This is a genomic window from Clostridioides sp. ZZV14-6154, from assembly GCF_020657785.1.
In the GTDB taxonomy this organism is placed as follows: Bacteria; Bacillota; Clostridia; order Peptostreptococcales; family Peptostreptococcaceae; genus Clostridioides.
The window spans coordinates 33,649-58,872 of sequence record NZ_JAGWCY010000011.1 but is presented as its reverse complement, the minus strand read 5'-3'; the positions used below and the strand labels follow the sequence as shown (position 1 = coordinate 58,872).

27 protein-coding genes are annotated in these 25,224 nt (G+C 30.3%); 4 read left to right on the top strand and 23 right to left on the bottom strand.

The genetic code is table 11. The features are described 5' to 3' along the window. Nucleotides 1–13 precede the first annotated feature (13 nt). A complete protein-coding gene (locus KGF45_RS16755; protein WP_227842909.1) occupies nucleotides 14–1,420 on the bottom strand; it encodes a glycoside hydrolase family 1 protein in 1,407 nt (468 codons plus the stop codon). An 85-nt stretch (nucleotides 1,421–1,505) separates the two neighbouring features. Continuing rightward, nucleotides 1,506–3,377 (bottom strand): beta-glucoside-specific PTS transporter subunit IIABC, encoded by a 1,872-nt coding sequence (locus tag KGF45_RS16750; protein ID WP_227842908.1) that lies wholly within the window; start codon nucleotides 3,375–3,377, stop codon nucleotides 1,506–1,508. Between the two features lie 341 nt (nucleotides 3,378–3,718). On the opposite strand from KGF45_RS16750, the gene KGF45_RS16745 reads away from it, so the two are divergent. Together KGF45_RS16745 and KGF45_RS16740 are read left to right on the top strand one after the other, a co-directional pair. Further along, nucleotides 3,719–4,906 carry an MFS transporter gene (locus tag KGF45_RS16745; protein WP_227829346.1) on the top strand — a complete coding sequence of 396 codons (1,188 nt, stop codon included), beginning with the start codon at nucleotides 3,719–3,721 and terminating at the stop codon, nucleotides 4,904–4,906. A gap of 25 nt (nucleotides 4,907–4,931) precedes the next feature. Further along, nucleotides 4,932–5,624: an FCD domain-containing protein gene (locus tag KGF45_RS16740; RefSeq protein ID WP_227829345.1), complete on the top strand. Its 693-nt coding sequence runs from the start codon at nucleotides 4,932–4,934 to the stop codon at nucleotides 5,622–5,624. A 386-nt stretch (nucleotides 5,625–6,010) separates the two neighbouring features. Here the strand turns inward: KGF45_RS16740 and KGF45_RS16735 are convergent, their stop codons facing one another. The 12 genes from KGF45_RS16735 to KGF45_RS16680 form a co-directional block, all read right to left on the bottom strand. Continuing rightward, the gene (locus KGF45_RS16735) at nucleotides 6,011–6,475 is read right to left on the bottom strand and encodes a VOC family protein (RefSeq protein ID WP_227829344.1); all 465 of its coding nucleotides are present in this window, start codon (nucleotides 6,473–6,475) and stop codon (nucleotides 6,011–6,013) included. Between the two features lie 163 nt (nucleotides 6,476–6,638). Then, nucleotides 6,639–6,902, bottom strand: a complete 264-nt coding sequence (locus KGF45_RS16730; protein WP_227829343.1) for a hypothetical protein — start codon at nucleotides 6,900–6,902, stop codon at nucleotides 6,639–6,641. Nucleotides 6,903–6,920: 18 nt separating this feature from the next. After that, nucleotides 6,921–7,373, bottom strand: coding sequence for an SHOCT-like domain-containing protein (locus KGF45_RS16725; protein WP_227829374.1), 453 nt, complete (start codon nucleotides 7,371–7,373; stop codon nucleotides 6,921–6,923). A 70-nt stretch (nucleotides 7,374–7,443) separates the two neighbouring features. Next, nucleotides 7,444–7,857, bottom strand: coding sequence for a DUF2089 domain-containing protein (locus KGF45_RS16720; RefSeq protein WP_413841157.1), 414 nt, complete (start codon nucleotides 7,855–7,857; stop codon nucleotides 7,444–7,446). Nucleotides 7,858–8,214: 357 nt separating this feature from the next. Further along, nucleotides 8,215–9,462, bottom strand: a complete 1,248-nt coding sequence (locus tag KGF45_RS16715) for an ABC transporter permease (protein ID WP_413926596.1) — start codon at nucleotides 9,460–9,462, stop codon at nucleotides 8,215–8,217. Then, nucleotides 9,463–10,350, bottom strand: coding sequence for an ABC transporter ATP-binding protein (locus KGF45_RS16710; protein WP_227829341.1), 888 nt, complete (start codon nucleotides 10,348–10,350; stop codon nucleotides 9,463–9,465). 133 nt (nucleotides 10,351–10,483) lie between these two features. Further along, on the bottom strand, nucleotides 10,484–11,542 hold the full coding sequence (locus KGF45_RS16705) for a sensor histidine kinase (protein WP_227829340.1): 1,059 nt from the start codon (nucleotides 11,540–11,542) through the stop codon (nucleotides 10,484–10,486). Between the two features lie 28 nt (nucleotides 11,543–11,570). Then, nucleotides 11,571–12,086, bottom strand: a complete 516-nt coding sequence (locus KGF45_RS16700) for a VanZ family protein (RefSeq protein ID WP_227842907.1) — start codon at nucleotides 12,084–12,086, stop codon at nucleotides 11,571–11,573. Between the two features lie 35 nt (nucleotides 12,087–12,121). Beyond that, nucleotides 12,122–12,817: a VanR-ABDEGLN family response regulator transcription factor gene (gene vanR / locus KGF45_RS16695; RefSeq protein ID WP_227829338.1), complete on the bottom strand. Its 696-nt coding sequence runs from the start codon at nucleotides 12,815–12,817 to the stop codon at nucleotides 12,122–12,124. A 418-nt stretch (nucleotides 12,818–13,235) separates the two neighbouring features. After that, nucleotides 13,236–14,408, bottom strand: coding sequence for an MATE family efflux transporter (locus tag KGF45_RS16690; RefSeq protein WP_227829337.1), 1,173 nt, complete (start codon nucleotides 14,406–14,408; stop codon nucleotides 13,236–13,238). 218 nt (nucleotides 14,409–14,626) lie between these two features. After that, the gene (locus KGF45_RS16685; protein WP_227829336.1) at nucleotides 14,627–15,190 is read right to left on the bottom strand and encodes an NAD(P)H-dependent oxidoreductase; all 564 of its coding nucleotides are present in this window, start codon (nucleotides 15,188–15,190) and stop codon (nucleotides 14,627–14,629) included. A 303-nt stretch (nucleotides 15,191–15,493) separates the two neighbouring features. Next, the gene (locus tag KGF45_RS16680; protein ID WP_227829335.1) at nucleotides 15,494–15,781 is read right to left on the bottom strand and encodes a hypothetical protein; all 288 of its coding nucleotides are present in this window, start codon (nucleotides 15,779–15,781) and stop codon (nucleotides 15,494–15,496) included. Between the two features lie 170 nt (nucleotides 15,782–15,951). Between KGF45_RS16680 and KGF45_RS16675 the strand changes: the two genes are divergently transcribed. Next, entirely contained in the window at nucleotides 15,952–16,131 is a 180-nt protein-coding gene (locus KGF45_RS16675) for a hypothetical protein (RefSeq protein ID WP_227829334.1), read from the top strand. A gap of 87 nt (nucleotides 16,132–16,218) precedes the next feature. On the opposite strand, the gene KGF45_RS16670 is transcribed toward KGF45_RS16675, so the two are convergent. From KGF45_RS16670 to KGF45_RS16650, 6 genes are all read right to left on the bottom strand, one after another. Next, nucleotides 16,219–16,413: a hypothetical protein gene (locus KGF45_RS16670; RefSeq protein ID WP_227829333.1), complete on the bottom strand. Its 195-nt coding sequence runs from the start codon at nucleotides 16,411–16,413 to the stop codon at nucleotides 16,219–16,221. Nucleotides 16,414–16,626: 213 nt separating this feature from the next. Continuing rightward, on the bottom strand, nucleotides 16,627–16,845 hold the full coding sequence (locus KGF45_RS16665; RefSeq protein WP_227829332.1) for a hypothetical protein: 219 nt from the start codon (nucleotides 16,843–16,845) through the stop codon (nucleotides 16,627–16,629). Nucleotides 16,846–16,911: 66 nt separating this feature from the next. Then, entirely contained in the window at nucleotides 16,912–17,046 is a 135-nt protein-coding gene (locus KGF45_RS20195) for a hypothetical protein (RefSeq protein WP_255287867.1), read from the bottom strand. Nucleotides 17,047–17,553: 507 nt separating this feature from the next. Then, nucleotides 17,554–18,909 carry a 23S rRNA (uracil(1939)-C(5))-methyltransferase RlmD gene (gene rlmD, locus KGF45_RS16660; RefSeq protein WP_227829331.1) on the bottom strand — a complete coding sequence of 452 codons (1,356 nt, stop codon included), beginning with the start codon at nucleotides 18,907–18,909 and terminating at the stop codon, nucleotides 17,554–17,556. Nucleotides 18,910–18,941: 32 nt separating this feature from the next. Next, entirely contained in the window at nucleotides 18,942–19,664 is a 723-nt protein-coding gene (locus KGF45_RS16655) for a pseudouridine synthase (protein ID WP_227829330.1), read from the bottom strand. Then, nucleotides 19,664–19,993: a DUF1904 domain-containing protein gene (locus tag KGF45_RS16650; protein ID WP_227829329.1), complete on the bottom strand. Its 330-nt coding sequence runs from the start codon at nucleotides 19,991–19,993 to the stop codon at nucleotides 19,664–19,666. The genes KGF45_RS16655 and KGF45_RS16650 overlap by 1 nt, the downstream gene beginning before the upstream one ends. A 207-nt stretch (nucleotides 19,994–20,200) precedes the next feature. Between KGF45_RS16650 and fba the strand changes: the two genes are divergently transcribed. Then, nucleotides 20,201–21,127 carry a class II fructose-1,6-bisphosphate aldolase gene (gene fba, locus KGF45_RS16645; RefSeq protein ID WP_227829328.1) on the top strand — a complete coding sequence of 309 codons (927 nt, stop codon included), beginning with the start codon at nucleotides 20,201–20,203 and terminating at the stop codon, nucleotides 21,125–21,127. 142 nt (nucleotides 21,128–21,269) lie between these two features. Here the strand turns inward: fba and KGF45_RS16640 are convergent, their stop codons facing one another. From KGF45_RS16640 to etfB, 3 genes are all read right to left on the bottom strand, one after another. Continuing rightward, nucleotides 21,270–22,901 carry a sigma-54 interaction domain-containing protein gene (locus tag KGF45_RS16640; protein ID WP_227829327.1) on the bottom strand — a complete coding sequence of 544 codons (1,632 nt, stop codon included), beginning with the start codon at nucleotides 22,899–22,901 and terminating at the stop codon, nucleotides 21,270–21,272. A 478-nt stretch (nucleotides 22,902–23,379) separates the two neighbouring features. After that, nucleotides 23,380–24,417: an electron transfer flavoprotein subunit alpha/FixB family protein gene (locus KGF45_RS16635; protein ID WP_227829326.1), complete on the bottom strand. Its 1,038-nt coding sequence runs from the start codon at nucleotides 24,415–24,417 to the stop codon at nucleotides 23,380–23,382. Between the two features lie 18 nt (nucleotides 24,418–24,435). Continuing rightward, a complete protein-coding gene (gene etfB / locus KGF45_RS16630) occupies nucleotides 24,436–25,221 on the bottom strand; it encodes an electron transfer flavoprotein subunit beta (protein WP_227829325.1) in 786 nt (261 codons plus the stop codon). Nucleotides 25,222–25,224 lie beyond the last annotated feature (3 nt).

Here is a 25,224-nt window from a genome sequence, read left to right as displayed (position 1 = left end):
CAATATATTATATTTATTTTATTATTCCATTACTCTCTATGACTTCTTTATACCAATAAAAACTATCTTTCTTTATTCTTTTTAAATCTAAAGTTTCGTGGTCTGTTCTGTTTATATAAACAAGCCCATAACGTTTATTGAAACCTTGTGAAGAACTTAAAAGGTCTGTAAATGACCATAGACAATATCCCATCATCTCTACACCATCTTCAATAGCTAATTTGCATGCATTTATGTGACTGTTTAAATAATCTATACGATAGTCATCATGAATTTTACCATCTTCAAGGACATCTTTAGCTCCAAGCCCATTCTCCGTTATTATAACAGGTAAGTGATACCTTTGCCAATATTCATTTAATGCAACTCTAAGACCTGATGAATCTATTGATGCACCATACTCTGAAGCCTTTAGATTAGGATTTAGCGACATTTTAAATAATCCATACATACTAAAGTCAACTGTTCCTTCTCTTAACCCAAATGGATGTTGTGAATCCTCAGGTAAAGCCTCTGCACAGTTTGTTCTATAATAATTTACAGCTATAAAATCCATTTTAGCTTTTTTAAGTACTTCTTTATCTTCATCTTCCATATGAGGAACTATATTTCTTTTCTCAAGATAATTCATATAATACCCAGGATATTCTCCATAATAATGCATATCAAGCATGTAGTACACTTTAAAGTTATCATTCATTCTTGCAGCATATACATCTTCTGGTTTAGATGTAAGAGGATATGTTACAGATGATGATACTGCTGCTCCAATCTTGCTTCCTTCTATCATTTCATGGCATGCATTAACAGCCAATGCATGGGCTAAACAAAGATTATAATCCATTTGAGCACGCATTTTATCTATCTTCCATGGGTCTGTTTCATTGTATATATTAATTCTCTCTTCTACTCTAACTATTAAATTCTGTTCATTATGAGGTTGCCAATATTTCACTCTATCTCCAAAGTGCTCAAAGCATACTTTGGCAAATCTTTCAAAAGCATAAACAGTCTCTCTACTTTCCCAACCATTATACTTCTCCACTAGTGTAAATGGCAGGTCAAAGTGATATAAAGTTACGAATGGTTCAATGTCATACTCTATTAATTTATCTATTACTTTATTATAAAAATCTAGCCCTTTTTGGTTTATTTCTCCTTCACCATCTGGAATTATTCTTGCCCATGAAATTGAGAAACGATAAGTTTTCATTCCTAATTCTTTCATCAATTCAATATCTTCTTCATAATTATGATAAAAATCTGATGCTACTTTAGTGTCTGCTTGCAAGTGAGACTTTTTAAAAGAATTGTAATCAGCCACTGTTTTTCCTTTATTGTCTTTATCCCAAGCTCCTTCTACTTGAAATGCTGAAGATGATGCTCCCCATAAAAAATTTTTTGGAAATCCTGTATTCATAAATGTCACTCCCTTTATATTAATTTTTTAATCGTTTTATTTATTAATTTATTACGCTGAGTTAATCTTTATAGTTCTAATCAACTTAATTATTAACTAATGAAATTATTTTATCATTTGTAGATACATGACTAGATTTACAAGAAATCACTTGCGCAAAATCAAACGTATTATTTACTATAACTGGTGTAGTTACATCATATCCAGCTTTTTTTATTTCATCTATATCAAAGGTTATCAGTTTAGCACCTTTTTTAACTAAATCGCCCTGATTAACATGTTTTACAAAGTGTTTTCCATTTAACTCTACTGTATTAATTCCAACATGTATTAACATTTCTGCTCCATTATCTAGCTTTAATCCTATTGCATGTAATGTTGGAAATAAAGAAGCTACTTCACAATCAGTAGGAGCTATTATTACTCCTTTTGTAGGTAATACAGCTATACCTTCTCCCATAGCTTTTGATGCAAATACATCATCTTTCACTTCTGATAATTCTATACAATCTCCTTCCACAGGTGAAGTTATATCAATAACGCCATCTTTTGTTTCTACTTTTATAGTAGAGCTATTTCCTTTAGAAGATTCTTCTAAGTCCTCAAACCCAACCAAATAAGTTAAAATTGCTGAACCAAAAAATGCTATAGCACAGCCTCCTAGATAACTTAAAAAACCTAACGCTCCTGCTTCAGCATATACAGGTATAGTTAAAACACCTTGGTTTGCAAATGCGTTACCATAAGAGCCACCCATTCCCATTATGCCACCTCCGATTGCACCACATATTACAGCACATACCATTGGTTTTTTTAACCTAAGATTAGCACCATATATTGCAGGCTCAGTTATACCAAATAGTGCCGTTATAGTTGCAGACATAGAGATTGTCTTTAATCCTTGATTTTTAGTTTTAAAGAATACCCCTAGAGTAGCTCCTGCTTGCGAGAAGTTTGCAGCTCCTGCAAAAGCCAATAAATTCTGTCTTCCTGTTTGAGCAACATCACTTATACCTATTGGTAGTAGTGCTCTATGTGCACCAAATATAACCAATACACACCATAATCCACCTATGAATGCTCCACACAATGCAGGACTTAGTTCATAAATATACTTGTAAACAAAGTTTATAACATTTCCTACGTATATCCCAATTGGTCCAAATAAGAATAATGTTGCAGGTAACATTATAACTAATGATAAAGTTGGAACCATTATTATTTTAATTACTTCAGGTATATACTTTTCCAGTATTTTCTCAACATATGAAAGAGCCCATATAGCAATAATTATTGGAATAACAGATGATGTATATGTGGCCTTTGTTACTGCCAAGCCTAAAAATCTAACTGTTTCTTCTCCTGCCATCAAAGCTGTAAAAGTTGGATAACAAAGTGTTGCCCCTAATACCATAGATATTATTTTATTTGCATTAAACACTTTAGCCGCAGTATACCCTAGTATGATAGGCATAAAATAGAATATAGAATCAGCCATAGCATTTAGAATAATATAACTTTGAGTCTCTTTTATATCTACACCATTTTTATTCATATAATACATAGCAAGAACTGATAAAATACCTTTAATCATACCAACCCCTGCTATAGCAGGTATTGTAGGTGTAAATATTCCAGCTACAGCAGATAATATAGAGTTCATGATACCTTGTTTTTCTTCATTTCCACTTTTCTTATCTATTTCACTTGATTGAGGTACCATTTTTACAACCTCATCATACACCTTTTTTACTTTATTACCAATTACAACTTGTATCTGACCCATACTCTCTACAACAGTTATTACTCCTTCAGTTCTGGATAACTCATCCTTATTAACCTTAGAAGTACTTTTAACTTTGAATCTAAGTCTTGTCATACAGTGAGTAACTTCATTTATATTCTCTTTTCCACCTACATTTTGTAGAATTTCTTGAGCTACTTTTTTATACTCCATATATAAATCCTCCATCTTCAATTATAGGCTTTTTGTTTTTATGGCCAATTAAACAAAAAAATCGAACCAAATAAATAGATTATACCCATAGTACTATATAGGTAACCTATAAAAATTGATTCGATCTTGCCTGCATCACCAGTAACACGTCTACTGTAATATTCAAATTTGTTAACTTTATAGTAACATAAGCGTTTTCTTAATTCAACTATAAAATATAATTTTTCAACAAATAATTCTTATTGTTATATTGAAATTTATTTTTTAAATTTTAAAATACTTGATTTAATAAACAAAATGGTATATTATTTCCATTATAAATATACCACTTGGAGGATAATATGAAAAAAATATTTAATCAAAAATTACTTTTACTTTCTATTGTTGTATTTTTCTGGTTTTCACAATACGTATACATACCTTTTCAAAATCCATATTTAAGTATATGTAACGTATCTACAAACATGATTGGTATAATAATAGGCTCATATGGAATCTCACAATGCTTACTAAGACTTCCTGTTGGAGTTTTTGCAGATTCCGTAAATAAGCATAAACTATTTATACTATCAGGAATTTTATTCGCTGGTTTAGCATCTCTGATAAGAGTTATTTCTCCTAGAGGAGAAGGATTTCTTATAGCTAATATCTTATCTGGAATAGCATCATCGACTTGGATTTCTTACATGGTTCACTACACTGATTTTTTTTCCATAGAACATCAACAAAAAGCTACAAGTACGATAATATTGGTAAACAACCTAGGAATGTTAATTGGATTTGTCATGAGTACCTTATTTTATGAAAAATTAGGAATGGTAAATTTGTGTATTATGAGCGTAATATCTTCAATCATTGGTACTCTTCTAGCCTTAAATGTAAAAAATCATCACTCAAGAAAAACAACCGAAAAAATACCATTTAAGAATTATTTATCTATATGCAAAGATAAAAGACTTGTATTTTTTTCTTTTATGGCATTGATTCAACAAGGCATCCAAATGTCTACAACAATGTCATTTACTACTCAAATTCTTAAAGAACTAGGCTCTAGCTCCACCATTATAGGCTTATCTTCTATATTTTATATGGTATGTGCTGTTGTATCTTCTGGACTTGCTTCTACTAAATTTTGTACAAAACATGGACCAAAATTTTGGATTCCATCAGTATTTTTTTTGATTTCAGTTTATTGCTTTCTAGTTCCAACAGTAAAAAGTATTAATATAATATTTATGCTACAATCGTTACCAGGAATATCTACGGGCATACTTCTTTCTTACCTTACTAGCGAATCTATGAAAAATGTACCAAAGTATCAAAAATCTACTGCAATGGGGTTTTTTCAAGCAGTTTATGCTATAGGAATGTCTATATTTCCAATGCTAGTAGGTAAAATATCAGATTATATTTCAATACAATATGGTTATTTTACCTTAGCTTTTATTGCTGTAATTGCTTCCATATTGTCTTATACATACTATAAAAAATTAAATTTAACTCTTAACTGTGATATAATACAATCATAAAAAAATTATATGTTTAGGAGTTTTTATGACAAATTTAAATGCCACTGAACAAATTATTGATTATATTAAAGAAAATATTCTAAATGGGACTTTTAAAGTTAATAGTAAATTGCCAAGTGAGAGAAAAATTGCTGAATTATTTAATATAAGTAGAATTCCTGTAAGGAATGCTATAGACAAACTTTGTAAAGAAGGAATACTTAGGTCTATTCCCTATTCAAGTCCCATAGTTGAAGGATTTAAAAAAGTTGACCTTTTTTCTGATAACGAAGTTTATAAAAATCATAATATACAAGAATTTTATGTTGAATCTTTAAGAGCAAGACAACTTATAGAAAGTGAAGCCACTAAGTTAGCCATTTTAAATGCTACCTCTGAAGAACTTCAAAGAATAAGATATGCTTACTTGAAATCTGTAGAAGAACTAAACAAAGTTTCTCAAGGCTTAATAGAAGAATGTTATGATGCTGACCTGCAATTTCACAAAGAAATAATTTTAGCTTCTCACAATCCAATTTTTATAAAGTATTATGAACTAATACCTAAAACTGTGTCTTCTAACCAATACTTTGGTTTTAAATATAGAAACTCACTTCAAGATATGATTAGTCATCATCATGAGATAATGATGGCTTTTGATAGTAAAGATGCTAATTTAGGTTATACATCAATGTATAACCATTTAGAGGGAGTTATTCAGTTATTTCAGCGTGATTAAACTTCTATTTATAGGTCTGATAGTTCATACTTATGAGAACTAAATATTTTAATATGTACCACAAAGAGCTTGTTTTAACATACTACTAAACATAGTGTCCAAATAAGCTCTGTTTTACTATTCACAGATTATTTTATTAAGTATTATAATTAATATTAGATTATATATAATCGTTACTTAAAAATAAAATTGACTATAATATAAACAATTATAAAGCATTCTTTTGTAGATTTCTTTTTTCCTAGTTTAGTGTATTTTTAATGATTATCATATCATTTCTTTAATTATGCATATAAAAAACAGCAAATCATGAGAATTTACTGTTTTATATTTTGATATTCAGACTTACTTAATTTGATATTCAGATTTACTTAATCAGCCATAATTTAGCCTTGTAAAATTTGATTAACATCATCAATAGTTATATCCATTCTTGTAGCTATTTCAGTAAGATTCATACCTTGTTCTTGGAATCTATTAACTACTGATTTCATGGACTCACCTATTTCAATTAAATGGTTATCCAAGTCATAAATTCGAACTACCTTTTGCCCCCATGGTGCTTCTTCTACACCATGAAGTAAAGTAACATCATTTCTTTTATTTAGTTTTAATATAAACTCTTCAAAATGTTCTGCTTCAAAAAATATTTCACAGTTATTCTCTTTGCTCTTCATATCTTCTTTTGAAATTCCTGTCAACCAATCAAAGTCTTCTTGTAATGCTAACCCACCCTCAAATACAATGTTTTTTCCATAGTCAACAATAACTTTTAAATCAAATAATTCTTCATAGAATTTACGGGCAATTTTAATATCTTTTACTGCAAATAAACAACCTGCATATTTCATAAGTTACCTCCATTAAAATTAGTACATAGATTATAACATTGTACCAGAAAAAAATATTGTAAAAAACGGACATGCTTTTTGTATTTTTTAAGTCAACAAATGTGAGTGCTCTAAATAAATGTAAGTTCTCTAAATAATAGTAATATACAAAATAAACACTACTTTATAAGCGAATGGATACAAAAGTGCCATCCTGAGTTTCCACATGAACAATCTCAAGTCCCTTGTACTGTTTAAGAACAGACTGACACTCTCGAACGAGTTCCTGTAGAAATTTTTTGGTAATGACTTCCTGATATGGCTCTGGAAGTGATTTTTTAATCTCTGCAATAACCGATTCTGGCAACAAAAGAACTGCAGTATTTGCTAAGAACAGTGGTATGGGTAACCACAAATTTGTTTCTTTTGAGCGGACAATAATGCGCATAAATCTATTCTCCTAGTATTATTTTATAAAAACTTTAACTGTAGTACCATCAGCCGAATCAACCTCTACGATATTTCCAAGTGTTTCATTATCCAGACATTCAAGAATAGAGGTAGTAAGAGCATCTAGGTCTATACCTTGCAAATCTTCATTCTTAATTGGCAACTTACCTGTCATTTTCAATATTTGACGTATAATCTTTACAGGAAGTTGCACATTTACTTTATCACCCTCTGGAGTATCCACAATAATCTTCAACATCTTATTTTCATATGAAGTACTGCTTTGTTTGGTAAAAGCTTGACTATCAAAGTCTTCTGAATAATTCGTAAACTCCTCTTGAGGTGTAGTTTCTTCTAATGCATCAATCAAATCAATTGCCTCTTTGGCAGAGAGCTTTCCCTCCTCTACCATTGTTAAAATTCTCATTTTTTCATCCATATTATTTTCCTCATTTCTGCTCTTCTGCATCCATTCCAACAGAAATAGCCTCGTATTTTGGTGACTACTTCTGGCTATTATCAGGGATAGAGATAGAGCTTCATTTATTTTCTTTCATTTGCTCTAATGCCTCTGCTGGAGAGATTTCTCCTTTTTCCAGTGCATCTAAAATCTCTTTTTTATGTGAATCAGAAGAAGATGTCACATTAGGTTTTCCGTCTAGTTTTTGTATAATATCATCTAACCTAGAACGAACAGTTGGATAAGAAATCTTTAATTCTTTTTCCACTTCTTTTATATTGCCACGACATTTTAAAAATGTTTCTGCAAAGAATAAATCATCTACAGATAGATAGTCAAATGCACTGAGGCAGAAATCATTTTCAATCACTGTATCACAGTTTTCACATTGTAGCTTGACAACTTTAAGTTTTCTTCCACAGACAGGACAGCGGCTGATAACTTGATACATCATATCACCTTCTTTCCATCTAATATCTATAATATAAATCAAAAAATTAATAAAGTCAATATGTATATTAAAATAATTAATATTAATATTAAAATAATTAATATGCCACTAAAATATTAATCAATTTATACTTATAAATTGATTATCGAAATACTAGTTTCTATATCCTTATTTCAAATTCCTTTTTGTTTATAAAAGAATATAATCAAAATACATAAATACCATCATATCCTAAAAATGGGCGACTTTATTACACCCTCCGCAATTCTTCTTTAGAAAATGGCGGCTTTGATTTTACTTCAAAACCGCCATTTTACTAACACCTATGTTTAAGAGCAAGCATTTCTATTACCAAACAACGGTTTTTAACCTTTGAACAGTTGTTCATAAAGTGTTGATTTATATAACCTGATGTTTGTTATAAGCGTGTATAGCAAGAAAAAGAAATATAGGAATTTCAATTATTGCTGCCACTATTATGACATACGGTACCCAAATGCTTGCCTGCCCAATATGCAGATAATTAAAGCTAATTAATTGGTACAATAAACTATTTTGCATACCTACTCCTGCTGATGGTAAGATAAAAGTAAGCCAATTGGCTCCAGCCGAATACGTAAATATTGGAAGTAAGCATGTTACAATAGCAATTTGGATAACAGAAAGTGAATCCTTGCATTTAGCTGATAAAAACAGTGTGAAACTGACAGTTGCCAACAGAGAAATAAGTCCTCCTATTGCCAAGGTAATCTGAAGCTGCCCTAAATTGAGTGCAGGCAAGCTGATAACCGAAAATAGCATCTGCATAGATGTTTTCATACACTCGGTTCCAAATGCTAGATTTGAAATTATCAAATGAATTGAAATACATATGGCGAATGTTGCAGTAAAAATAGTAAGTGCAGCCATAATCTTTGCAATTGCCAATCGAGAATGTCCATGTTTTGTGCAGCGCAAAATGCTATCTGAACCCGTTTGGTATTCATTAGAAAACGTAGGGGTCACAGCCGCCGTACAAAGAATGACTAGAAGAAAAATAAATAGAATAATATAATCAAATGCGTCTCTTGAATATCCAGCGTAAAGCTTAAAAGGCGTATTTACTTCTACATATTTTTGTATAGCATGTTCCTGTGCGGTTGGATATTTCTTTTGCTCCATCTGCATGACATCTTTCAGATGTTGCGTCGTCTGATCATAAAAGCCATCTAATTTATCAGGAGAAATATCCATTAAGCTTATTCCCTCACCAGTTTTTGAATTAGAATAGGCTTCTGGCAGTCTTCCCAATAGAGATTGAATAGGGAATACCTTTTTTATATAAACATCTGTAGGGAATTCACCACTATCAAGGCTGTCTTCTCCATACACCGAAACTGCACTTTGATAGCTATTCAAAGCCTCTTTAAGTTTTTCTGGATTAACTTCTCCATTATTTTCAGAGCGAAGTGATTTTTTATAAGCAATTGCTTCCAGCCCATTTAGCTCTGCTACCTTGTTGCCGTTTTTATCATATTGATTGATATCCTCATACAAGACTGGAAGCCAAGCCATCACCACAGACATGAATAATGCGATAAGTAATAAAATGATAGAACGACGTGATTTCAACACACGTTTTATTTCAAGACGATAAATACGCATCATTTACTTTCCCTCCTCACTGATTTCCTCTTGTGGAAATAACCATAAATATAAATCCTCCAAACGGGGTGGAGCCATTACTGAATCACTTGTTTTGGCTTCATCTGCCAAATAACGAACTGATACCTGATTATTACCTTCACTGCGTTGGTTAATAATACGAAGCTGCATTTCATACATAGGCATCTTTTCAGCAGGTATGATACAATTCCAAACTTTACCTGTAACTTGCTTGACCAATTTATCGGTTGTCCCTACATCAAGAATTCTTCCTGATTTCATAATGGCGTTTTGAGTGGCAATATACTCAATATCAGATACGATATGAGTTGAAATAAGGACAATCCTGTCATGAGAGAACTCTGAAATAAAGTTGCGAAAACGAACCCTCTCTCCAGGGTCAAGCCCAGCCGTTGGTTCATCCATTATTAGAAGTTTAGGGTCGTTCAACATTGCTTGTGCAATTCCCACTCGACGTTTCATTCCACCAGATAACTTGATAATTTTTTTATTTTTAACATCAGTCAAGGTAAGTGTATGTAGCAGGCTATCAATCTTTTTTCTTGTTTCTCTAGCAGGAACATCCTTTAATGCAGACACATACTCCAAATAGTCCTTTACTGTAAAATCTTGAAAGAAGCCAAAATCCTGCGGTAAGAAACCGAATAGATTTCTGTATTCTTCTCCCATCGAATGAATATCCTTACCATCAAAAATAATTTTCCCACTAGTTGGTTTTAGAATATCCGCAATCATTTTCATAAGCGTAGTCTTACCAGCACCATTAGCTCCAAGAAGTCCCCACACGCCAGGTGTAAGATTTAAACAAACATCATCAACTGCGGTTTTATCCTTAAAGTTTTTTTTAAGATTTGTAATTGTCAATTCCATGCCTTTTCTCCTTTTTTATAATACAAAGACAAACGTCCTTGTTCAGTTTTATTTTACTGAACAAGGACGTTTTAAACTTTAATATTAACAGGATAAATTCCTAAGAAAATCCTAATATCCAATTAATGTTTTCCTAAGACTGAGTTGGAAGTAATACAGTAAAACTAATCCTATCATTTTCACTTTGAGCCAAAATTTCTCCGCCATGCAAAAGAATAATTTCATTGGCAATAGAAAGCCCAAGACCTGCACCACCACTATCCGATTTACGAGCCTCATCTAAACGGTTAAATTTTTCAAAAATTGTAGATAATTGTTCTGTTGGAATAGTCTGCCCTTGGTTTTCAAATTTAATTTTAATCTTATCCTGTTCCCTTCGAGCGTAAATCAGAATTTCTGTATTAGGATAGCTGTATGTAACAGCATTTTTGAGCATGTTGTTAAACACTCTAGCTAGTTTTTCAGAATCAGCATAAACCGTCAGATTCTCATTTGCGTTAAGTACAGCAGAATTTCCTTTAGCAGATAATACAGGATAAAATTCATCAATGAGTTGTACAAGCATATAGTATAAATCTACATTTGTTTTTGTTAGTTGAATTTGCTGTGTATTGTACCTCGTGATTTCAAAGAATTCATTAATGAGCTTTTCCAGACGTATAGATTTCTTCAAAGCAATTCCAATATATTTTGCTTTCTGTTCTATTGGTATGTCAGGTGCTTCATCCAGTAGACTTAAATAACCTATTACAGAGGTAAGAGGTGTGCGAATATCATGAGCTAAATACATAACTAATTCATTTTTTTTGTTTTCAGCTTCTTTTACAGCTTGCTGGCTAATCAGAACAGCCATTTTTATTTGGTTCATCTGCTTCTCCATATCTTTGAGTGGTTCAGATAATTCAATGGTGCTGTCATTTGGTTGATATATTGTTTTAGTGGCATTCATGACTTCCTGCAAATATTCCCACGGTTTTTTCCAGTAATGATAAAAAATACAGAAAAAACCTATAATCAAATATAGAAAATAAATGACTTCAACTCTAAGATGTAGCCACGTAAAAAATGTATTTGAAAATCTACTGAATCCATAGTCAAATAATATTGTCAAAACATACCCAACTAAGGTATAAATAATTAAGGTTATACAGAGTTTCATACGTAATTTCTTTTCTATACCATTATTCGTCATTGCTATCACCTCCATATCTATACATTCATTAATTGGATAACAGAAGAACTGTCATCAGCACTAAAAAAAGAACTGCAACGATTCCAGCTAGGGTTGAAATTACTGTATCTGTTTTTTGCTTATCTTTTAGTATTTTCAGCAGTAATGCATATAGACTAATACCAATTATTCCACCGAACATATTGGTGATTAGGTCTGTAATATCTGTACTTCCAATAGCAAGAATATACTGAATCATTTCAAAGATAAAACTGGTTCCAAAAATAATAAGAACTTTATTTTGCAGTTTCATTCTTGATGACAACATAGAAAGTAAAACTCCGAAAGGAATAAAAATTAAAATATTATCTATTACTTCCTTAAAGTGAAACTGTTCTCCAACAGAAGTAGAGTAATGAAAGGGAATCAAGTTGATACTCCTTGTGTAACCTATATCGTTTATTCTGAATTGTAGTTTAAACAATATAATCCATACTAATAAGACTAAATAAAGCATGAATAATACACAACTAATTATTTTTAAATGTTTATTTTTTTTCTTCATAGCGTAACTTTTCCTCTCATCATGTTGAGTTTTAGTTAAATTTTATAACCCACTCCCCATATAGTTTTGATATATTTAGGTTTTTCAATAGTGTCACCCATTTTTTCACGTAAATGTCGTATATGAACGGTGATTGTATTGTTACTTTTGCTATAATACTCATCTTGCCATATTTTATGGAACAATTCCTCAGAACTAACAACATTTCCTTTGTTCTGTAGCAAAATACAAAGTATAGAATACTCTGTTGGTGTAAGTGAAATAGGATTTCCGTCAAGTAGACATTCATATGTCTTAATATTAATTTCTAAACCTGAATAACACAAAACAGAACTTGTATCAGATTCTTCTTGTATATGATTGTACTTTTTGTATCTGCGCAGCTGAGCCTTTACTCTAGCAATTAATTCAAGGGGACGAAAAGGCTTTGTGACATAATCGTCAGCTCCTAAAGTTAATCCTGTAATTTTGTCAGTTTCTTCATCTTTTGCAGTTAACATAATAACTGGAAAAGTGTCCTTCTCACGTATTTTTCGACAAATATCAAATCCATTTACATCAGGCATCATAATATCTAAAATAGCAAGGTCAAGCTCTGTATTTTCTATACAAGCAAGGGCTTCCTTAGCTGAATAATACTTAAATACAATATAATCTTCATTTTGCAGATAGACCTCTATTAAGTCTGCTATATCATGTTCATCATCTACTACAAGAATTTTATCATTCATAACTGTTTTCCTCCTTTCGGGCATATCTAAGATATTTTATTATTATATCAAAAGAATCTTTACTATTTATGATTTTCTGCATAAGAAATTATTAAGAATTTCTTAACCTTATAACTTTTTGTGGCTATCTTTCGGTTTTTCTGCTTCTTTTGGTAGCAACCACATACGACTAGAATGTATAGTGTCTGGTATTCAATTTTCAAACAATCTTGCTGAATAATAATTGATGAAGTAAAGAATGTTGTTTGGATAAATGAAAAAAACACTCCCCCTCAAGAGAATGCTTAGTTATGACTATATAAGATAATGATAGAGAAAGTATAATGATGTTCAAAGATGAATATAAAACACGACTAATGAAAACAACTCATTTTCATTTACTCTAAAATTAAAATCTTCAATTCTTATTATATAAAATTTATGTAATGCTTGTAATTGCTTGTTTTTTAAATTTATAAAATAAAAGTAATGATATAACAGAGATAATAAAAGCTGGAGAAATAACACGTAATGCAGTAATTCCTATAGATTTCATTTCAGCATCAGCATTAAATAAAGTAAGTATTTGTGCTGGAATAAGTTCAAATAAAATCATTCCAAATAGCATTATACAACTTATAATTACAATAGAAATTTTTATTGCTTTTTCAGCTCTAAACCATTTTTTTGCGCCATAGTTATAACCAACAACTGGTCTCAATGCTTGCATAAGCCCGTATGATGGCATATATACGAATGTTTGAAGTTTAAAAAAAATCCCGAATGTTGCAACAGCTGTCTGTGAAATTGTAGCAAGAATACCATTTAATATTGATACCATAATGGAAGGTACCGCCAACATTAATGTTGATGGTATAGAAACGCTATAAATGGCTTTTAAAACGGAACTACTTATACGAAAACCTCGAAAATTTATACGTACTTCTTTTATCTTATATTTTAATATAAAAACTGCCAAAAGCATACCTGCAATCTGTCCTATAACTGTTGCGATAGCTGCTCCACGTACTTCCATAGCAGGAAAACCACATAAGCCAAAAATTAATATAGGGTCTAATATAATATTGGTAATTGCGCCTAGTCCTTGTGTCAACATTGGTAAAGCAGTTTTTCCAGTTGCTACAAAGATATTTTCAATAGCTACCTCAAATAGTAAAGAAAAAGAAAATAAAATAATAATAAAAGCATAATCGTATCCCCATTGGGTTATAGTTGAATCTGATATGAACTGGCTTAAAAAAGGATTTATTAGAAATAATCCTAACAGAATAGAAATGATATAGTGAATCCCTACAAAAACGATACCATGTGTTGCTATTTTATTAGCTACTAATGTTTGTTTTGCTCCTAAGTAACGTGATATACAAGAAGCAAGACTTATTCCGAATCCTAATGCTATTGATAAGATAAGGTTTTGAATTGGATATACTAACGACACTGCTGTAACTGCATCTTGCCCAATTTTAGCAACGAAAATACTGTCTACAATATTATACATAGACATAATTAGATTAGAAATCATTGGAGGAATTGCCATTCTCATCAATAATGGTAATACTGGTTTTTCCTCTAACATATTCAATTGTTCCATAATAAATAACTCTCCTTTAAACTTGATTAATTTATAAATTAGTTTGCAGAGTTATCCATCGATATCTTCCTTGCCATGGACATAGTCTGAATCTCTTTTTTGACGGAAGAATTATATTTTTTTTGTAGTTTACATTACTTGTCAAAAACATAGACTCTCTCTCCTTATAATGGTTACAATGTGTCTTTAAAACTATATCTCAGTGCAATATACTTAAGTTATCGTTTGCCTATTTCTTTTATAGAATTCTCCATTATTGCTTTTACATTTGCACCCTTAATATCCAAATTTTCAGCTTTATAGCATATAACTTCTGGTATTCCATAGAAAATATGGCATAGAGCTTTAATGTAATCATATCCTAAATTATATTCTGAAATTAATCCTCCAGCAGTAGTTACATATATGATTCTTTTAGCTTTACAAAGACCTTGTGCTGTTCCATCTGAGGCATATTTAAAACTTAAGCCACAAACTGTTACAGCTTCAAAATAAATTCGGATAGATGCTGGAAATGTCAAATCCCAATAAGGAGCAGCAATTACTATTTCATCTGCATCCACAAATTGATGAGCATATCTAAACATTGGTGCAGAAAAGTCATGATTTTGAGAATATATATCTCTTTTTTGTAAGGTTTCCCAATTCAAAGGCATAATCTGCTCTCTTTCTAATTTCACTTCCTCAATAATACCATCCATTTTATCTAACACATGTTGAGCTAAAATATATGTACGTGACTCTGGACGCACACAAGCATTTAAAAATAAAATTTTACTCATTTTTTCACCTACAATCTTTGATAAGCACTATTTCCAATAAAGACACAATTGTAGTATATCATATCAATTCTTCTTTTTCTATGATTTCTTTCAGTGCTAGACCTTACTAATTGAAATTTTACATAATAAATCAGCAAACATACTTGCAATACTAATACCTTAGTATCTTACATGTTAGTCTATTGGTACTTATATACAAAATCATATCATAGTGCTACTAATCTTATGTTTAACAAAAAGGAATTACTATCATTGAATAAAAAAAGGTAACAACTATCTCTCTAGTTGCTACCTTCCTAATCATCAATTCTTGAGTTTTGATATACTAAAATTTTTAACTTGAGATTTGAATAACTTTTCAACTTCATCAACTATACTTTGTATATTATTTTCATATTCTAAGTCATAATATACATTTATCTCACCTATACTATTTATACTCATAGAATATTCTTTTCTTTCTATTATACATATACTGCCACAATCTGATAAATCATTCTTATATATTGATTTTAATTGTCTTTTTATCTTAGGAAAATCTATCGCTGGATAAACATTGTTTGGATAAAAACTCTTATCATATATTAACATCTTATCCACCCCTTATCATTCTATTTATAAAAATTTATACCTTATTAAAATCATATTAAACATATTTTTCCATATTTTTATAATTATTATAAAGTCTTCACTCCATCTATTGATATAATCTACTAGAATTATTAGTTGAGGATGTTAGATGTATCTCATATGAATTGGTTATGAATTACATCATAATAAAAACTGAATCTAGACGTGATATCAACGCTGGAATTTTCCAATTTATTTGCTTTATAGCATATATTATATCATTGGCTAAAAATGAAATTGAAATATACAGCACTATACCTGAAATAAGAATTTCTTTTATATCCATCTTACTTTATTTTGAACATAACTAAATATTAGAGTTGCTTTTTTGATTTATTTAATAAAGAAAAAAAGAGCGGAATGAATTTCCACTCTTTTACTATATATAAAAAACTAAATTATTCTTTTACAACATCTTTAGTTGTTTCTTTTTTATAAACACCATCATCCAAAATTGTATTTCCTTTTTCTAGAGTGTCTTTAGTTGTTTCTTTTTTATAAACATCTCCAGATACAGGAGTATCTGCAAATGATTTATTTGCAAGTAATCCAAATCCGCTTAAACCAATTAATCCTGATAATCCTAGAACCATAAATTGTTTTTTTATAATTATTATCTCCTTTTCTTTATCTTATTTTCTAAATAATACCATAATAATGTTTACCAAATGTTTACCATATTTAAAAACTATAAATTCATCTAATTCTTTTATTATCTTTTCTCTTAAACCATTAATCTTATCATTCTCCTTTTTAATTTATTGTATAAAAAAAGACCATCTACAAAGATGACCTTTTGGGTTAATCTATTTTTTTATCTTCTTTATTCTTTTTACCTGCCAATCCTTATCAGTATCTTCCATTATGTATGTTCTAACTATTTCACCACACTCTAAACATAAATCAGAATATACTGTTGCCGCCCCTAGTAAATTGTATCTTAATCCAACATTGCCAGTATCACTTTTTCCTCCCCATTTAATATTTTTTTGAATTTTCTCACTACCGCAGTTAGGACATTTCATGTTTATACCTCCTAGTAATTATTTTCTTTATAAAAAAGTTAGAAATTAACCTAAACCTCTTACTATCTATGCAGCATATTCGTATTTCTTTTTATATTCTCTAACAGCATCATTCCAAGCTGCATCTACAGTTATACCCTTTTTATTAGCAATCTTTTGTGCTATTTCTATTATCTTCATAGCTCTTCTTGATATGTTCATACTTATTCCTCCTAAAGTTCTCATATATTTTATATACAAATATGTATATTTAAATTCATTTAGTATTTATATAACCTTTAGCTTACTTATATATTATCAAAAGTTTGTGTACTGAATGTGAACTGTATTAGAAGAACTTTAGAATTTTAAAAAATAAGAAAATAATATTAAAGCAAATTCATGTCATTATTTTCCATATGCCTATTTTTAATAAATATTGGCAATGTGTTAACAAAATTTTTAAAGGAACATAAGAAGTTGCAAAAATAAATAAAATTAAAATTCTGTGAACAATATATAAACTCCAACTTTGTATGTAAAAAAGAAATGGGTGAACGTGTAACAATAAATAGTTTAAAATATTTAAGTAGAGTTGCTAATTATGAACTTGGTATAGATTTTAATTTTCATAGTTTAAGACATACACTTTGCCACCGAAAAACAATTACGGTGGCAAACTGGTGGCAAATCCAAACTTATAACATGATACAAACAGTCGAAACCCTGTTATTCTCTAATAAGTTTAACTACAGTCTCACAATGTGGTGTATTGGGGAACATATCCATACACTTGACCAATTTAATCTCATAACCATAACTCTTAAAATCAACCAAATCAACAACCAAAGACTTAGGATTACAAGAAATATAAACAATCTCCTCTGCACCAAATCCACAAATATCTCTAATAGCATCCTTATGAATACCTGGTCTAGGAGGGTCAACAATGATTAAATCGGGCTTATCTTTCAAATCTTTAACAACCTTAGCCACATCTCCAGCAATAAACTCACAATTAGTAAGTCCATTTAACTTTGCATTCTCATTAGCTGCAACAACAGCTTCCTCAACTATTTCAATACCATACACCTTCTTAGCTGCACCAGCCATAACCTGTCCAATAGACCCAGTCCCACTATATAAATCAAATACAACCTTATCATTGTAATTTCCAATAAAATCCCTAGCAATACTATAAAGAACCTCAGCTCCTTTAGTATTAGTTTGGAAAAATGAGAATGGAGAAATCTTAAATTTAAGCCCTAAAATCTCCTCTTGTATGTAATCTCTTCCATATAAAACTCTCAACTCATCACATTGAACAGCATCTGCCAGACCATCATTAATAGTGTGAAGTACACCTACCAACTCAGCTTTTAAATTAAGTCCTAAAAGCATGTCTTTAAATTCATTCATATTAAAATCTTCCTGAGAAGAAGTAACTATATTAACCATAATCTCATTAGTATGAATCCCTTTTCTAACTACAAGATGTCTTAAATATCCCTTGTGATTCATTGTTCTATAATAAGGAAGATTTTTTTCATTGAAAAATTCCACACTAGATACTAATACTTTTGAGAAGTCTTCATCAACCAACATACATTCTTCAACAGTTTGTATATCTATATGCTTTCCTTTTTTATGAAGTCCTAATGTTAAAGGTCCATTTTTTACTTCATCCCCAAAAGTATACTCCATTTTATTTCTATAGTACTTGTTTTCAGGACTTCCTTCTATTCCTAAAAATTGAAATCCAAATAAGTCTTGCTTTAAAAATAAATCCATAACTTGTTTTTCTTTTATTTCTAATTGCTTTTCATATGGCACTGATAGTAATGTACATCCTCCACATTCTCTAAAGTGCTTACAAGGTATTTCAGTTTCAAGTGGGGAATGTTCAAGCAACTCCATCATCTTAACTTCTGCTTTTTTGCTTCTAACTTTTTTAACAGCAGCTTTTACCTTTTGACCACTTATCCCGCCCTTCATATGAATAACTCTATCTCCAACTTGGCTTAAAGATGTACCTCCAAACTCCATTTTATCTACTTCAAATTCTATAATATCCTTTTTCTTCACAAATTCTCCTCCAATTTACTATAGTGTCTTTATTATCTTTCTTCAATCAATTTTACTTCTTCATCTGTCAACTCTCTATATTCGCCTAACTCTAAACTCTCATCCAACTTTAAATTACCCATAGACAATCTTTTTAAGTATACTACTTTTTTATCTACGCTTTCAAACATTCTTTTAACTTGGTGAAATTTACCTTCATGTATTGTAAGTTCTATCTCTGATTCCTCATCACTCTTTAATATTTTTAACTGAGATGCCATAGTTTTGTACCCATCATCAAGTACTACTCCTTCTGCAAAAGCTTCTACATCTTTTTCAGTCACTATCCCATCAATTTTTGCATAATAAGTCTTAGGCACATGCTTCTTAGGCGATAAAACTCTGTGAGAAAGCTTCCCATCATTAGTTAAAACTAATAATCCTTCTGTGTCTTTGTCTAATCTTCCAACAGGAAATGGTTCAAATGCTAAGTATGATACATCAATCAAATCTAAAACTGTTGGGTCGTATTTATCTGTAGTCGCTGATATATATCCATCTGGTTTATTCATCATTAAATATATATATTCTCTATAGACAACTTCTTCTCCATTGAATAATATTTCATCATTTTCAGTATCTACTTGAGTCCCTGGGTTTGAAACTTCACTTCCATTTACTACTACAGACCCTTGCTTACAATATTTCTTTATCTCACTTCTGCTTCCATAACCTAAGTTTGAAAGAATTTTATCTATACGTTGCTTCTTAGCCATTAAAAATGTTCTCCATTCTCATAATATTTTTCTTTTTCAAATAATGTAAATGCTAAATCCATACTTTCAACATCTAAATTATTTCTTATGCTATCAGTTATTATTCTTGCTACTATGTCTTGTACTTCTTGTCCTCTATCAAACCATGCTATCTCAACAAAAGGATATACTTCTACTATTTTACCATCTCTTATTGCAACTGATTTTATACATTCTATCTCAAAGTAATCTCTTGGACATTTTACAGCTTCAACTAAATCATCTATCATTTTTTCACTTATTTTACATATATCATTTTCATGAATTCCTCTTATCTTTATCTGTGGCATATTGACTCTCCTTTATTTTAAACCCTTCTTTATTTTAATTCTTCCTAAATCGTTTCTATTCTTTATTATTCTACCTAATCCTATTATCTTCTATTTAACATTATACTTGTAATTTATAGTTATTACAATTTACTATATACTTTTTTTGATTTAACGTTATAATATAAGTGATGGGTAAATTTTAAAAGTTAATAGGAGGAGTTTAAAATGGCATTAATTACTACAAAAGAAATGTTTAAAAAAGCTTACGAAGGTGGATTTGCTGTAGGTGCATTTAACATAAGTGACTTAGAACAATTACAAGGTGTTTTAAAGGCTGCTAAAGCTAAAAATTCTTATGTTATGATACAAGCTTCTATGTCAGCTGTTAAATATGCTGGACCTCATACTTTAGTTGAGATGGTTAAAGCTGCTTCTGATGAAATAGGTGTAGATGTAGCTCTTCACTTAGATCATGGTCCAAATATGGATGCTATTAAAACTTGTATTGATGCTGGTTTCTCTTCAGTTATGATAGATGGATCTCATTTTGACTTTGAAGAAAATGTTAAAATAACTAAAGAAGCTGTTGAATATGCACACTCTAAAGGTGTTGTTGTTGAAGCAGAACTTGGTGTTTTAGCTGGAACAGAAGATGATGTTACTTCTGATGTTCATAAATATACTCAACCTGCTGAAGCAGTTGAATTTGTTGAAAGAACAGGAGTTGATTCATTAGCAATAGCTATAGGAACTTCTCATGGTGCTTTCAAATTCAAAGGAGAAGCTAAATTAAGATTCGACATACTAGAAGAAATCCAAAGTAAATTACCAGGTTTCCCAATAGTTCTTCATGGTGCATCTGCTGTTGACCAAAACGCTGTTGCTACATGTAATGAATTTGGTGGAAATATAGCTGGAGCTAAAGGTGTACCTGTAGACATGTTAAGAAAAGCATCTTCTATGGCTGTTTGTAAAATAAACATGGATACTGACTTAAGACTAGCTATGACTGCTGCTGTTAGAAAATTCTTAGCTGAAAATCCAAAAGAATTTGACCCAAGAAAATACATTGGTGCTGGTAGAGATGCTATACAAGCTGTAGTTGAAAGTAAAATAGATGATGTTTTAGGTTCTACTAACTCTATAAACTAATATAACTTTTAAATATTTATAAAAGAAAAGAGATGACTTAGAATAATTAAAATTATTTTTAAGCCATCTCTTTTAAGTTGTATATAGGTTATGTATTTAAAATTATATTATATTTATTCAAATTACTCTATTAACTTATTTATTAAACTCGAATATATCCACTTTTTATCTTTCTATGTATTGTAGAAGGATATATTCCTATCACTTCGGCTGCCTTTGTTATTGACCCATATTTATTTATAGCTTTACTTATCATTATTTGGTCTACCATTTTATATGCATCATTCAGATTCATAATTCCATTTACCACTATTGGTGATAAATCATCTGATTCGTTATCAATCATATCCAGATTTATAAGCATATTAAATTCATCTTCTCCAATTACGTTTTTGGCTGATAATACTACAAATCTTTCAATAATATTTTTTAACTCTCTTATATTTCCTGGCCAAGAGTATTCTTCCAATAACTCAATAACCTTAGGTGAAACTTCTACTTCTCTATTGTACTTATCATTATAAAGTTTTAAGAAATACTCAACCAATGGAACTATATCTTCTTTTCTTTCTCTAAGTGGTGGTATCTTTACTGGAATAACACTCAATCTATAGTACAAATCTTGTCTAAATTTGAGGTTGTTTCTAAGGTCCTCATGAGAAATATTAGTGGCACTTATATATCTAACATCTATCTTTATAGGTTTACTTCCACCAATTCTAGTAATTGTATTTTCTTGTATGACTCTAAGTAATTTTTTTTGCATTTGCATTGGCAGTTCGCCTATTTCATCCAAGAATATAGTTCCACCATTTGCTTCTTCAAAAAGTCCTTTTTTACCTTTTTTCTTAGCTCCAGTAAAAGAACCTTCTTCATATCCAAAAAACTCTGATTCTAATAATTCATTTGGTATAGCCCCACAGTTTATAGCTATAAAAGGCTTTTCCCTTCTTGAACTATACTTATATATTGTCCTAGCTATAATTTCTTTTCCTACACCTGATTCTCCATTTATAAATATAGAAGAATCTGATGCTGCAGCTCTCTTGACAACTTTTTTTATATTGTCCATAGTCTTACTTTTGCTTATATACTCTGTATCTTCTGATACATCACTATATCTTATCTGAGATTCAAGTTTAATAACCCTTGATATATCTCTTCCTGTAAGTACTCCTCCTGTAAGTTTTCCTTTTGAGTCCCATCTTGGAACAGCTGTATAAGCGATAAGTTTTCCATCAGGATAAACAATATTTCTATAAATCTTTTTCTTTACCTTAAGCATATTTAATATTATTGGTTCTTCAACTAATCCCTGTCTGACAAGATCTGTTATATTTCTACCAAGTACTTCAGTTCTTTTAAAAGGTAAAATCTCATCACTGACAGTATTCATCTTTTCAATTACTCCATCTTTGTTAAATACAACGACAACTTCATCTATATGTTCTATTATATCCTCAACTACTTTGTCAGATATTACAGACTTCTCAAATAAATAAACTATGTTATTTTCATTATCATTATCTTTCATATTATAAATATGTGCAGTCATTCTTAATTCTCTAAAAGCTATTTTCTTTTTATTATTCACCAGTATATCTTTTTTGTCAAAATTTGAATCTAATTCATTTATATTTTTAGGTCTTTTTATATCGAGAAAACTAAAAATATTATCTATTAGATGATTACAGTATATTATTTCGCCTGACTCTTTACATAAAATAGCTGGATTTTCTACATATTCTATAAGCCCTATCAAATTATTATCCATTAATATTCGCACCTTTCATTAAGTAATTTATTGAACTACATACAAAATTTATTGTTTGCTTACAATAAATACTATTAGCACATACAACCAACTCCTTATTCGTCTTTTTTTTAATATCTTCCTTCATTAAAATACAACTTACAGATAATTTTAATGGTCATAGTTTGTTAAAAATTTCATTTTGCTTTTAATTGTATTTTATCACATATTCAGTAATTATTTGTCTATTTAATACAATTTAATTAAAATTAGTGCTTATTTTTGAAAATAAAGATAATCCTTATAGAATACGACTCACATTTTGTAAGTAATATACATATAAGGATTATCTAGATATCTTGTATTATAAAATTTTATTCAAACAGACTTTTTAATAACTGACAAATACGATTTAGCAATAACCATATTATGTAATAATATTTATGTTACTAACTAATAAGGCTTATTTCATCAGTAGTATTTAGGTACTTGTTACCTATTAAGCTTTTATAGCTTCTAATAAATCATCAACGCTATCTAATTTATCTATAAGCATTGGAACTATTTCATGTAAGTCTCCAACTACTCCATAATCAGCAATTTCTAATATTGGAGCTGCTGGGTTTTTGTTTATAGCAATTATGAAATCTGATGATTGCATACCTGCTAAATGTTGTATTGCTCCTGATATACCACAAGCTATGTATAGGTTTGGTTTAACAGTAGTTCCTGTTTGACCTACTTGGTGAGAATGGTCTATCCATCCAGCATCTACAGCAGCACGAGAAGAACCAACTACTCCACCTAATTTGTCAGCTAATTGTTTAAGCATTTCAAATCCTTCAGGTCCACCTAATCCTAGACCACCTGATACTATAACATTTGCATCTGTAAGAGATACTAAATCTTTTTTACTCTTAACTGTTTCTAAAACAGTAGTTCTTATATCATCTTGAGTTATTTTGTAATCTAATGCTATAACTTTACCAGTTCTTGTTTCGTCTTTTTCAGCTTTATCCATAACACCAGGTCTAACTGTAGACATTTGAGGTCTATGGTTTGGACAAATGATTGTAGCCATTATGTTTCCACCAAATGCTGGACGAGTTTGTTTTATTTTCTTATCTTCTGGGTCTATTTCTAATTTAGTACAGTCTGCTGTTAATCCAGTTCCTACTCTTGAAGCTATTCTAGGTGCTAAGTCTCTACCTATATGAGTTGCTCCGAAAAGCATTATTTCTGGTTTTATTTCATCTATTGCATCTTTTATTACTTTTGTATATGCATCAGTTGTATATTTTTCTAAAAGAGCATCATCTGCAACATAAACTTTATCAGCTCCATAAGAAATCAATTCTTTAGCTAATCCATCAACATCTTTTCCTAATAATACTGCACAAAGTTCTGCATCTACTTCTTTAGCTAATTTTCTTCCTTCTCCTAATAATTCGATAACTACTGGAGTTATTTTTCCATCTCTTTGCTCTGCAAATATCCATACGTTTTTATAAGAACTTAAATCTTTTATATCATTCATAGTTTGTACTCCTCCAACTTATATAATGTGCTTTTGTTTTAGACCTATTATTATTTTGTTAGCTATTTCGTCAGCTTTACCTTCTAAGATTTCTCCTTTTCCTCTTGGTTCAGGAGTAAATGATCTAAATACTTTAGTTGGTGATGCTTTTAAGCCAACTTCTTCTTTATTTACGTCTAAATCATCAATTGTCCAAACTTTTACATCATGTTTATATGCTTTAACTATTTTATCAACAGACATATATCTAGGTGCATTTAATTCTTTTACTGCTGTTAAAAGTACAGGTGTACTTACTTTAATTAATTCATATCCATCTTCTAATTGTCTTTGAACTATTATGTCTTTTCCTTCTATTTTGAAGTCTTGTACATATGTAACTTGAGGAATGTCTAGTTTTTCTGCAATTTGTGGTCCAACTTGTGCAGTATCTCCATCTATTGCTTGTCTTCCTGCAAATATTATATCATAATCGCCTATTTTAGATATTCCTGCTGCGATAGTATTTGATGTAGCCCAAGTATCAGCTCCTCCAAATGCTCTATCACTTAATAATATTGCATCATCAGCCCCCATAGCTAAACACTCTCTTAGCATAAAATCTGCTTGAGGAGGTCCCATTGTTATAACTGTTATAGTTACATCATCATGCTCATCTTTAATTTTTAATGCTTCTTCTAATGCATTTGCATCATCTGGGTTTAATATACTAGGAACCCCATCTCTTATAAGAGTACCTGTTTCTTTATTTATTCTTACTTCGTTAGTATCTGGAACTTGTTTTACGCAAACTAATATTTTCAAAGT

What these genes read in the sequence shown, in the direction of transcription:
- KGF45_RS16755 (WP_227842909.1), bottom strand. Translation starts at nt 1,420, where the DNA reads ATGAATACAGGATTTCCAAAAAATTTTTTATGGGGAGCATCATCTTCA.
- KGF45_RS16750 (WP_227842908.1), bottom strand. Translation starts at nt 3,377, where the DNA reads ATGGAGTATAAAAAAGTAGCTCAAGAAATTCTACAAAATGTAGGTGGA.
- KGF45_RS16745 (WP_227829346.1), top strand. Translation starts at nt 3,719, where the DNA reads ATGAAAAAAATATTTAATCAAAAATTACTTTTACTTTCTATTGTTGTA.
- KGF45_RS16740 (WP_227829345.1), top strand. Translation starts at nt 4,932, where the DNA reads ATGACAAATTTAAATGCCACTGAACAAATTATTGATTATATTAAAGAA.
- KGF45_RS16735 (WP_227829344.1), bottom strand. Translation starts at nt 6,475, where the DNA reads ATGAAATATGCAGGTTGTTTATTTGCAGTAAAAGATATTAAAATTGCC.
- KGF45_RS16730 (WP_227829343.1), bottom strand. Translation starts at nt 6,902, where the DNA reads ATGCGCATTATTGTCCGCTCAAAAGAAACAAATTTGTGGTTACCCATA.
- KGF45_RS16725 (WP_227829374.1), bottom strand. Translation starts at nt 7,373, where the DNA reads ATGCAGAAGAGCAGAAATGAGGAAAATAATATGGATGAAAAAATGAGA.
- KGF45_RS16715 (WP_413926596.1), bottom strand. Translation starts at nt 9,462, where the DNA reads ATGATGCGTATTTATCGTCTTGAAATAAAACGTGTGTTGAAATCACGT.
- KGF45_RS16710 (WP_227829341.1), bottom strand. Translation starts at nt 10,350, where the DNA reads ATGGAATTGACAATTACAAATCTTAAAAAAAACTTTAAGGATAAAACC.
- KGF45_RS16705 (WP_227829340.1), bottom strand. Translation starts at nt 11,542, where the DNA reads ATGACGAATAATGGTATAGAAAAGAAATTACGTATGAAACTCTGTATA.
- KGF45_RS16700 (WP_227842907.1), bottom strand. Translation starts at nt 12,086, where the DNA reads ATGAAGAAAAAAAATAAACATTTAAAAATAATTAGTTGTGTATTATTC.
- vanR (WP_227829338.1), bottom strand. Translation starts at nt 12,817, where the DNA reads ATGAATGATAAAATTCTTGTAGTAGATGATGAACATGATATAGCAGAC.
- KGF45_RS16690 (WP_227829337.1), bottom strand. Translation starts at nt 14,408, where the DNA reads ATGGAACAATTGAATATGTTAGAGGAAAAACCAGTATTACCATTATTG.
- KGF45_RS16685 (WP_227829336.1), bottom strand. Translation starts at nt 15,190, where the DNA reads ATGAGTAAAATTTTATTTTTAAATGCTTGTGTGCGTCCAGAGTCACGT.
- KGF45_RS16680 (WP_227829335.1), bottom strand. Translation starts at nt 15,781, where the DNA reads ATGTTAATATATGATAAGAGTTTTTATCCAAACAATGTTTATCCAGCG.
- KGF45_RS16675 (WP_227829334.1), top strand. Translation starts at nt 15,952, where the DNA reads ATGAATTACATCATAATAAAAACTGAATCTAGACGTGATATCAACGCT.
- KGF45_RS16670 (WP_227829333.1), bottom strand. Translation starts at nt 16,413, where the DNA reads ATGGTTCTAGGATTATCAGGATTAATTGGTTTAAGCGGATTTGGATTA.
- KGF45_RS16665 (WP_227829332.1), bottom strand. Translation starts at nt 16,845, where the DNA reads ATGAAATGTCCTAACTGCGGTAGTGAGAAAATTCAAAAAAATATTAAA.
- KGF45_RS20195 (WP_255287867.1), bottom strand. Translation starts at nt 17,046, where the DNA reads ATGAACATATCAAGAAGAGCTATGAAGATAATAGAAATAGCACAAAAG.
- KGF45_RS16655 (WP_227829330.1), bottom strand. Translation starts at nt 19,664, where the DNA reads ATGGCTAAGAAGCAACGTATAGATAAAATTCTTTCAAACTTAGGTTAT.
- KGF45_RS16650 (WP_227829329.1), bottom strand. Translation starts at nt 19,993, where the DNA reads ATGCCACAGATAAAGATAAGAGGAATTCATGAAAATGATATATGTAAA.
- fba (WP_227829328.1), top strand. Translation starts at nt 20,201, where the DNA reads ATGGCATTAATTACTACAAAAGAAATGTTTAAAAAAGCTTACGAAGGT.
- KGF45_RS16640 (WP_227829327.1), bottom strand. Translation starts at nt 22,901, where the DNA reads ATGGATAATAATTTGATAGGGCTTATAGAATATGTAGAAAATCCAGCT.
- KGF45_RS16635 (WP_227829326.1), bottom strand. Translation starts at nt 24,417, where the DNA reads ATGAATGATATAAAAGATTTAAGTTCTTATAAAAACGTATGGATATTT.